The organism is Thermotalea metallivorans, from assembly GCF_001562415.1.
Lineage (GTDB): Bacteria > Bacillota > Clostridia > Peptostreptococcales > Thermotaleaceae > Thermotalea > Thermotalea metallivorans.
In genome coordinates this window covers 42287-50125 of sequence record NZ_LOEE01000061.1, presented here as the reverse complement: position 1 = coordinate 50125, position 7839 = coordinate 42287, and the positions used below count along the sequence as shown (strand labels likewise).

Here is a 7839-nt window from a genome sequence, read left to right as displayed (position 1 = left end):
TAGTTTATCAGGTGGAGACGCCTTGGGAGAGTAGGTCGTTGCTGGATAAGATTCCAGAGTAGCTCAATGGTGGAGCACCCGGCTGTTAACCGGTAGGTTGTGGGTTCGAGTCCCACCTCTGGAGCCAGTATGCTAAGGCCCATTGGTCAAGCGGTCAAGACACCGCCCTTTCACGGCGGTAACCCGGGTTCGATTCCCGGATGGGTCACCAATCTAGAAGCAAGAGGCGAGAAGCAAGAGGCGAGAGAAAGATCCGACATCTTGCATCCAATAGGGCCCGGTAGTTCAGTTGGTTAGAATGCCAGCCTGTCACGCTGGAGGTCGAGGGTTCGAGCCCCTTCCGGGTCGCCAATTTTATATGCTGGCGTGGCTCAACGGTAGAGCAGCTGACTTGTAATCAGCAGGTTGGGGGTTCGATTCCCTTCGCCAGCTCCAAAACCATGGAGGGATTCCCGAGTGGCCAAAGGGGGCGGACTGTAAATCCGTTAGCTCAGCTTTCGGTGGTTCGAATCCACCTCCCTCCACCAACCATGCGGATGTAGTTCAATGGTAGAACTCCAGCCTTCCAAGCTGGTAGCGTGGGTTCGATTCCCATCATCCGCTCCAACGTGGGTCCATAGCTCAGCTGGATAGAGCAACGGCCTTCTAAGCCGTGTGTCCGGGGTTCGAATCCCTGTGGGCTCACCAAATTGATATTGGGGTATCGCCAAGTCGGTAAGGCACCAGACTTTGACTCTGGCATTCGTTGGTTCGAGTCCAGCTACCCCAGCCATTTTCATGACCCATTAGCTCAGCAGGTAGAGCACTTGACTTTTAATCAAGGTGTCCCGCGTTCGAGCCGCGGATGGGTCACCAATCTAGAAGCAAGAGGCGAGAAGGGAGAGGCAAGAAAAACAATGGTTTTATCCTGCTTCCTGCATCATGCATCTGGCCTCTAAATAGGGAGAGGTGTCCGAGGGGTTTAAGGAGCTGGTCTTGAAAACCAGTGACTCCGAAAGGGGCCGTGGGTTCGAATCCCACCCTCTCCGCCAAATAAGGAGAAGTACTCAAGTAGGCTGAAGAGGACGGTTTGCTAAACCGTTAGACCGGGAAACCGGTGCGCGGGTTCGAATCCCGCCTTCTCCGCCAAAAAAAAGCAGGGGCCTTTAGCTCAGTTGGTTAGAGCGTCCGGCTCATAACCGGTAGGTCCGGGGTTCGAGTCCCTGAAGGCCCACCATGTTGCAGGGGTATAGTTCAGTTGGTAGAACGACGGTCTCCAAAACCGTATGTCGTGGGTTCGAGTCCTGCTACCCCTGCCAATTTTAGTTATTTTTAACGGGGTGTAGCGCAGCTTGGTAGCGCATCTGGTTTGGGACCAGAGGGCCGCGGGTTCAAATCCTGCCACCCCGACCAGGTAGAGGGCTTATAGCTCAGGCGGTTAGAGCGCACGCCTGATAAGCGTGAGGTCGGAGGTTCGAGTCCTCCTAAGCCCACCAAGGTATGCCCAGATAGCTCAGTCGGTAGAGCAGGGGACTGAAAATCCCCGTGTCGGTGGTTCGATTCCGCCTCTGGGCACCAAATGAAACCGTGCATCTAGGATTGCAGATGCACGGTTTTTACGTTTAGAAGCCGGACAAAATGTATCTCAGAAAAGAAATCATAAAATGCCATATCTCTAGCTTTTTCTCTTTTTTTCCTTCCTTTAAGATAACAAGATGGTCTGGGACTTGATACTCCTTTGATTTGGTCTGGTGACAGAAAGAAAAATCGTTAAGGTTGATATACAGACAGGATAGTCCTGTGGAAAGGCTGCCTTTGTATAAAGGTATCGTAGCCTCAAAGGACTGAGTCTTATGATGAAACTTGAAATGGAATCCCAGTCCATATTCCCGATGGTTATAGTTGCGGGTAGATGGAGGATAAAAGCCTTGGACAAGCAGTGCATGGTTTTGAATCGCCCATTTGGTTACATAACATTTTTTTTCTGCATCTATGGAGATTATAATGGGGATTGAAGGCAGAAATTCCTCTAGATTTACTTTATCCAGTATCTCCAGGCATTTGCTGAAATAGTAGAGATCGTCGTAATTATGGAGCAAAATCAATTTTTTAAGATGGCTGTTTCGATTATTTTCAAACAGGTTGTATAGCTCAACGCTTTCCTTGCCCGATAAGATATCTTTCCGGTGAATACCTAGGCTTTTTTCCACAGATTTTAACTTGCAATCCTGAAGGTTCAATATTTCTTTTTGTTTGCGGACAAATCTTAGCAAATCAAAATTCTTGTAGGATTCTATCTTGCAAGGAATGTGATGGTATTGGAAGCGTTTATTCAGAAAGGGGATATCAAAGGTATCTCCATTATAGCTGAGGAGCATATCAAAATTCTTTATTTCATTTTGAAATGTTTCCAGCAATATTTTTTCTTCATTTCTGTGAGTGCAGAACAGTTGTCGGATTGCAATCCTTTCTTCCTGGACGTATAGAATGCCAATGAGAATGACTTGGCTGTATTCAGGATTCAATCCTGTGGTTTCTATATCAAACATAGCAAAGGAAAGATCTTGAAAAACAGACAAATAATTCTTGGGCAGGTGCAGTTTTTCGTCAAGGTGGTAATTGATGATTTCCAAAAGGATCACCTCCAATCAATATGCAAGCATGTAATTATATTACAATAGATCCGCCGAATATGGAAGACCTTTTTCCTTCCTTTTGGATCTGCGATTGGATTTTCTGATGGGGCCTGTGGTATAATGTAGGTATTATGCCCATGGTGGCAAAAAGGAAAAATGGCACGCAAGGAGGATGATCTATGCCAATGAACAAGGAGTTATTGAAAATAGAGGAACAGTTAAAAAAGACAGAGGGGGAGGACAAAGAAGGTTTATTTTCCATAGCTGAGGAGATTTTTCAAAAACAAATGAACAATGTAGGGATGATTTCCTATGTGGAATTGTTTCAGGAAGCGACCCTAGGGATGGGACAATATCATTATGCGGTGAAAAATGGGATTCCCATTGATGAAAATGTGGAAGCTGTTTATAAAAAATTGATGGCTTTTGTGGGTGAACTGCCCAGCATATTGGGAAATTTTGAAGAAAGAATTATTGACATTAAAGAATTGAGGAAAGAAATTGTACAGTATATTCGCTTATTATCAGCTTATTATACGGAGTGCAGTTATATAGATGAAATTGTTGCCGACAAATTAGCGGGAAAGAGGTTGGAAGAGAAGGAGACTCAGAGGATTGATTTGCAGGTGTTTTATAAAGACGTAGGCCGCTATTTATCCGTGGATATGGAAAAAATTCCATATAAAATGAGTCGGATTTTGGCAGTATTGCCCTTTCGAATGACAAAACAACTTTTTTTAGAACGGGTAGAGCAGATTTTAAGAAGGGTCAAAAAAGATTCTCCGGCAAAGGGATGGTCAACAATTCTGCAAAGATACAGGGAACATTTTGATGGCAGCGTTTACCCCCTTTACGGACAAGGGTTTCGGAAAATCTATGAGACAATAGAAGGACTCAAAAAAACCGATTATAGGAATTTATCTGAGGAAGAGTTGCGGAAAATGCAAAAGGAATCAGGTTTTATCCTGGACCATGCCGCTGGGTTAGTACAAACGTTTCAATCCTACTGTTCCATGACGAATCGAATTCTGGTGCTTCATGAAATAAAGTTTAAGGATTTTGAAAAAGTATTGGAAGGGGAGCTGGTGATTCCGGATATCTATAAGCGGTTTACCGAGGTGAAAAGGCTGGTGGAGGGAAAGGAAACAACAGCGGCTACGGTTGAAAAATTGGAAGCCCTTTATGAGGTTTGCCGAGGGAAGGCAAAGGATTTATATGAAAATGCGAAGGATTTTAGTGAAGTTTTTCATAGATGTATAGCAAAACTAGAAGGAGAACTCAATCCACTATTGAAAAACTATTTGGAGATTTCTAAGGGTGTCATGGCGATTGCCAACGATTTTGAACATGAGGAATATGATTGGCTCATAGGAAATGTTTCTTCATCGGGTGGATGCTCGAATCAGGAGGATTCCGTAGAAGCCTTTATTCATTTCCTACAAAAGAATATACAAGAGATGTCTACAGATTTTAGAAGGGCCAGAATGAGGAAATTTCTTTCTGTACTTCCGATGCCTTTTCCATCTCCTGAGGAATTTTTTGATTATCTAAAGAGTTCTCTGGAATTTAACACTACTGCCGGAGAAAAAGCTTGGGTGGCAGCCAAGGTTTACCAAGTCATAGAAAATGATATGGAAAAGACAAAATAAATGTAAGAGAGAAATAGATGCTGGCAGCTTCCATGATGGGCAAGGGGCTGCCTTTTTCTATGAAAAAACGTCCCTTTGTATTTTTACTGAATATAATAAAAACAAGGAGGGGATAGCCGATGGATTTTATGGAAAAATTGATGACGAAGGTATCGGAAGGGACAAAGATATTGTCGCAAAAGACTGATGAACTGCTGGAAATTACCGAAATCAAGATGGAGATCAAACGGTTGGAAGAGGAAATTCTCGAAGCAAAGATTTTCATAGGGGAAATGGTATATAGAAATTATCTGGGGGATGAAACCAGCACCATGCAGTTGCGTGAAAAGTGCAAAGAAATTGAGCAAATGTATCACAGAATACATCGATTGACTTCGGAGATCAACGAAATCAAAGGAATCCGCCAGTGTTCAAACTGCCATATGGATATTCGGGAATATTCCAAGTATTGTCCCAACTGCGGAAATAAAATTGTATAATTTTTACAAAGAGGATGAAGGAAAATGCGTTTTTTTGTAGAATAATGAGTACAGCATAAAAACATGAAAATGCTTTATAAAAATAGACTATTATAACAGCAGGAAGGTGAGCAGAATGCGCTTGGTAAGAACTCAAGATCTTCAAGAAGGTATGATTTTGGCTGAAGATATTGCAGGAAAATACGATATTGTGTTTTTGACTGGTGGGACCGTACTTTCCGACAGACATATCGAAAGCCTGAAAAAACTTGATATATCCTATATATATGTGATGGAAAAGACCGAAGAAGCTGTGCAGGAAAAGGAACGGCACTCCTCTGTTATAATAGTGGATAGACAGTTCAACAAAGAATATGTCCAGACGATAGATCAATTTAAAAATATGTATCAACAGATAGGATTGGGCAATAAAATTGAACATGAGGTCGTGGGAAAATTCGTCATGCCTCTGTTGAAGGAAGTTGTGAAGAGCAATAACATATTGGGGAGACTAAGGCAGGTTGAATCCACTGATGCCTATACTTTCAGACATTCTATGAATGTAGGAATACTTTCAGCAATGATTGGAAAATGGTTGCATTATGGCGAGAAGGATCTGGAGAACTTAACGATTGCTGCCATGTTTCATGATATAGGAAAATCAAAAATACCTGAGGAAATTATTAATAAACCCACAGTCCTGACAGAAGAGGAATTTGAGATTGTGAAAAAACATACGACCTATGGCTATGAAATATTGAAGACAACCGTGGGGATTTCCTTTGACATATGCTGCGGAGTACTGCAGCATCATGAGCGAATGGATGGAAGCGGGTATCCTTTAGGCATAAAGGGAGATAAGATTCATGAATTTGCAAAAATTATTGCCGTGGCAGATGTTTTTGATGCCATGACTTCTCAGCGGATGTATCGGTCAAAGGAATCGCCCTTTAAGGTGGCTGAATATATCGCAGAAAATAGTTTTGGGATTCTAGACCCTTTTATTGTCGGCACATTCCTTGAAAATATCTCCAGGTATTATGTAGGCAATATTGTAAAACTGAACTCCGGTGAGGTGGGCGAGATTGTCTTATTAAACAAGCAAATGCCTACCAGGCCCCTGGTAAAGGTGAACGATAAATTTATTGATTTACTAACAAATTCTCAATATGAGATTGTTGAAGTAATTGCATAAAGAAGCAGGCCTATGAGAGACCTGCTTTTTTATCTACTTGCTATAAAAACCTTTTTCAAACATGTCCTTGATTGTATTTTTGTCTGAGGTAATACTGAGGGCCAGCATGAGCTTAATCCTAGCCTTCTGACCGGGCAAATTGCCACCGAAAATAACACCCAGATTTCTCAGGGTTCTACCGGCACCTTCGTAGCCGTAAGTATCCAAAACTCTGCCCATAGGACACCGGGAGACCATTACGATGACTACCCCTTGGTCAATGGCATATTTTACTCCAGGGACCATAGCCGGAGGGATATTCCCGCGGCCCATGGCTTCAATGACTAATCCTTTGGCGCCTGAATCAACGCAAAATCGCATCAGTCGGTCATCCATGCCGACAGCACATTTGATCAAATCCACCCTTGTTTCAATGGAATCGGTAATGATGTGATGATGTTTAGTAATATCTCTGTAAAAGATAACTTCATCATTGTCCACGATGCCTAAAGGACCGAATTCCAGAGATTTAAATGTGTCCAAACTTAAAGTATGGGTCTTGGTAACTTCGCTGGCAGCATTTACTTCATTGTTCATGACCACCAAAACGCCTTTATTTTTAGCTTGTTCGGAAACGGCGGTACATATGGCGGCCGAAAGATTGCTGGGGCCATCGTAGCCTAGCTCTGAACCGCTCCTCATTGCTCCAACGACGACGATGGGCTTGGGTGTATTGATATTCAAATCAAGAAGATATGCAGTTTCCTCCAGAGAATCTGTACCATGGGTTATGACCACACCGGTGATATCTTCTCTTGCTACTAAATTCTTTACTGTTTTTGATAAATCCATCATCCGTTCAGGAGTCATGTGGGGACCGGGAATTCTGTCAAAATTGATGATTTCGATATCGGCAATCTTGTCGATATTGGTTACCATGGACATGATTTCTTCGCTGGATAGTGCCGGAATTGCAGCGGCGATGCGGGGATCTATCTTCATAGATATGGTACCGCCGGTAAATACGACGGCTACTTTATAAGAATTGGGCATATGACTACCTCCTATGTTTAGATAACTTGAATATATTTAAAGCATATATGTAAAAAATTATATTGTCAATCCGTTATTATTGCTACAAAATTTGTTTACGACAATAATGCAGGAAGGATTGAAGAGATGGATAATAGAATATAGACAGCGGTGAGGTGTTCAGCATGATTGTGAGGGTATTGATTGCAGATGATCAAGAGGAAATGAGAAGAATGATGAAAAAAATTTTGGAGGGGTTGTCCTATGTAAAAATTGTGGGGGAGGCGAAAAATGGAATAGAGCTCTTAGACTATTCCCTACAGCTAAATCCCGATGTTATATTTATTGATATTGATATTCCCGGCATCAACGGAATCGAGGCGGCACGGGAAATAAGAAAAAGCAATCCGCATGTGCATCTGATTTTTGCAACAGGATATAAGGAGTATCGAAGAGAGGCCTTTGATGTTTATGCCATGGATTACATACAGAAGCCTTATGACAAAGAAAGAATGATCCGGACAATGGAAAGAATCAAGGGGATGTTGGGAAAAAGGAAGGATGATGAGGATAGGCTCGTGTCCATTATTAGCAATAGAAACAAACGATATATCAAGACCAGTGATATTTTGTTCATTGAAGCAAGGAATAGAAAGATATTTATTTATACAACCCATGAGGAAATAGATAGCAATGAAAGTCTGAATGAAATCGGTGAACAGTTGGATCAACGCTTTATGCGAACACATAAATCCTTTATTGTAAATCTGGATAGAATCCGCAGCGTTCGGCCATTGACGAGAACTTCCTACAGTATCTATTTTGACAGCACGGATAAGACGGCCTGCGTATCAAAGGAATTATTGGATGAAATGATTCATAGGGCTGAAAATATAAATGCAAGGTGAAAA

6 protein-coding genes and 16 tRNA genes are annotated in these 7839 nt (G+C 42.2%); 20 read left to right on the top strand and 2 right to left on the bottom strand.

Annotation, left to right across the window (positions count from 1 at the left end; all coding sequences use genetic code 11):
• The first annotated feature begins 52 nt into the window (after positions 1–52).
• From AN619_RS12695 to AN619_RS12620, 16 genes are all read left to right on the top strand, one after another.
• Positions 53–127 (top strand) — tRNA-Asn (locus AN619_RS12695).
• Positions 128–136: 9 nt separating this feature from the next.
• Positions 137–211: transfer RNA gene (locus AN619_RS12690), tRNA-Glu, on the top strand.
• A gap of 63 nt (positions 212–274) precedes the next feature.
• Positions 275–351: transfer RNA gene (locus AN619_RS12685), tRNA-Asp, on the top strand.
• Between the two features lie 9 nt (positions 352–360).
• Positions 361–435 (top strand) — tRNA-Thr (locus AN619_RS12680).
• A gap of 7 nt (positions 436–442) precedes the next feature.
• Positions 443–527 (top strand) — tRNA-Tyr (locus AN619_RS12675).
• A 5-nt stretch (positions 528–532) separates the two neighbouring features.
• A tRNA-Gly gene (locus AN619_RS12670) sits at positions 533–606 on the top strand.
• 4 nt (positions 607–610) lie between these two features.
• Positions 611–687 (top strand) — tRNA-Arg (locus AN619_RS12665).
• Between the two features lie 9 nt (positions 688–696).
• Positions 697–772, top strand: a tRNA-Gln gene (locus tag AN619_RS12660).
• Positions 773–779: 7 nt separating this feature from the next.
• A tRNA-Lys gene (locus AN619_RS12655) sits at positions 780–855 on the top strand.
• A gap of 87 nt (positions 856–942) precedes the next feature.
• Positions 943–1031 (top strand) — tRNA-Ser (locus tag AN619_RS12650).
• A 5-nt stretch (positions 1032–1036) separates the two neighbouring features.
• Positions 1037–1128, top strand: a tRNA-Ser gene (locus tag AN619_RS12645).
• Positions 1129–1139: 11 nt separating this feature from the next.
• Positions 1140–1216, top strand: a tRNA-Ile gene (locus AN619_RS12640).
• Positions 1217–1222: 6 nt separating this feature from the next.
• Positions 1223–1298 (top strand) — tRNA-Trp (locus AN619_RS12635).
• A 17-nt stretch (positions 1299–1315) separates the two neighbouring features.
• Positions 1316–1392: transfer RNA gene (locus AN619_RS12630), tRNA-Pro, on the top strand.
• A 6-nt stretch (positions 1393–1398) separates the two neighbouring features.
• A tRNA-Ile gene (locus AN619_RS12625) sits at positions 1399–1475 on the top strand.
• Between the two features lie 6 nt (positions 1476–1481).
• Positions 1482–1557: transfer RNA gene (locus AN619_RS12620), tRNA-Phe, on the top strand.
• A 44-nt stretch (positions 1558–1601) separates the two neighbouring features.
• Here the strand turns inward: AN619_RS12620 and AN619_RS12615 are convergent.
• Positions 1602–2612, bottom strand: coding sequence for a ribonuclease H-like domain-containing protein (locus AN619_RS12615; protein WP_068557507.1), 1011 nt, complete (start codon positions 2610–2612; stop codon positions 1602–1604).
• Positions 2613–2794: 182 nt separating this feature from the next.
• Between AN619_RS12615 and AN619_RS12610 the strand changes: the two genes are divergently transcribed.
• The 3 genes from AN619_RS12610 (at position 2795) to AN619_RS12600 (ending at position 5917) form a co-directional block, all read left to right on the top strand.
• Positions 2795–4264 (top strand): hypothetical protein, encoded by a 1470-nt coding sequence (locus tag AN619_RS12610; protein WP_068557505.1) that lies wholly within the window; start codon positions 2795–2797, stop codon positions 4262–4264.
• A gap of 119 nt (positions 4265–4383) precedes the next feature.
• Positions 4384–4743 (top strand): zinc ribbon domain-containing protein, encoded by a 360-nt coding sequence (locus AN619_RS12605; RefSeq protein ID WP_068557503.1) that lies wholly within the window; start codon positions 4384–4386, stop codon positions 4741–4743.
• A 115-nt stretch (positions 4744–4858) separates the two neighbouring features.
• Positions 4859–5917 (top strand): HD-GYP domain-containing protein, encoded by a 1059-nt coding sequence (locus AN619_RS12600; RefSeq protein WP_068557501.1) that lies wholly within the window; start codon positions 4859–4861, stop codon positions 5915–5917.
• 33 nt (positions 5918–5950) lie between these two features.
• Here the strand turns inward: AN619_RS12600 and AN619_RS12595 are convergent, their stop codons facing one another.
• On the bottom strand, positions 5951–6949 hold the full coding sequence (locus AN619_RS12595; RefSeq protein ID WP_068557499.1) for an asparaginase: 999 nt from the start codon (positions 6947–6949) through the stop codon (positions 5951–5953).
• Between the two features lie 164 nt (positions 6950–7113).
• On the opposite strand from AN619_RS12595, the gene AN619_RS12590 reads away from it, so the two are divergent.
• Complete coding sequence (locus AN619_RS12590; RefSeq protein WP_068557497.1) at positions 7114–7836, top strand: LytR/AlgR family response regulator transcription factor; 723 nt, start codon at positions 7114–7116, stop codon at positions 7834–7836.
• Positions 7837–7839 lie beyond the last annotated feature (3 nt).

Bases quoted from the DNA above. Each gene is read 5' to 3' on its own strand.
- AN619_RS12610 (WP_068557505.1), top strand. From the start codon at position 2,795: ATGCCAATGAACAAGGAGTTATTGAAAATAGAGGAACAGTTAAAAAAG.
- AN619_RS12605 (WP_068557503.1), top strand. From the start codon at position 4,384: ATGGATTTTATGGAAAAATTGATGACGAAGGTATCGGAAGGGACAAAG.
- AN619_RS12600 (WP_068557501.1), top strand. From the start codon at position 4,859: ATGCGCTTGGTAAGAACTCAAGATCTTCAAGAAGGTATGATTTTGGCT.
- AN619_RS12595 (WP_068557499.1), bottom strand. From the start codon at position 6,949: ATGCCCAATTCTTATAAAGTAGCCGTCGTATTTACCGGCGGTACCATA.
- AN619_RS12590 (WP_068557497.1), top strand. From the start codon at position 7,114: ATGATTGTGAGGGTATTGATTGCAGATGATCAAGAGGAAATGAGAAGA.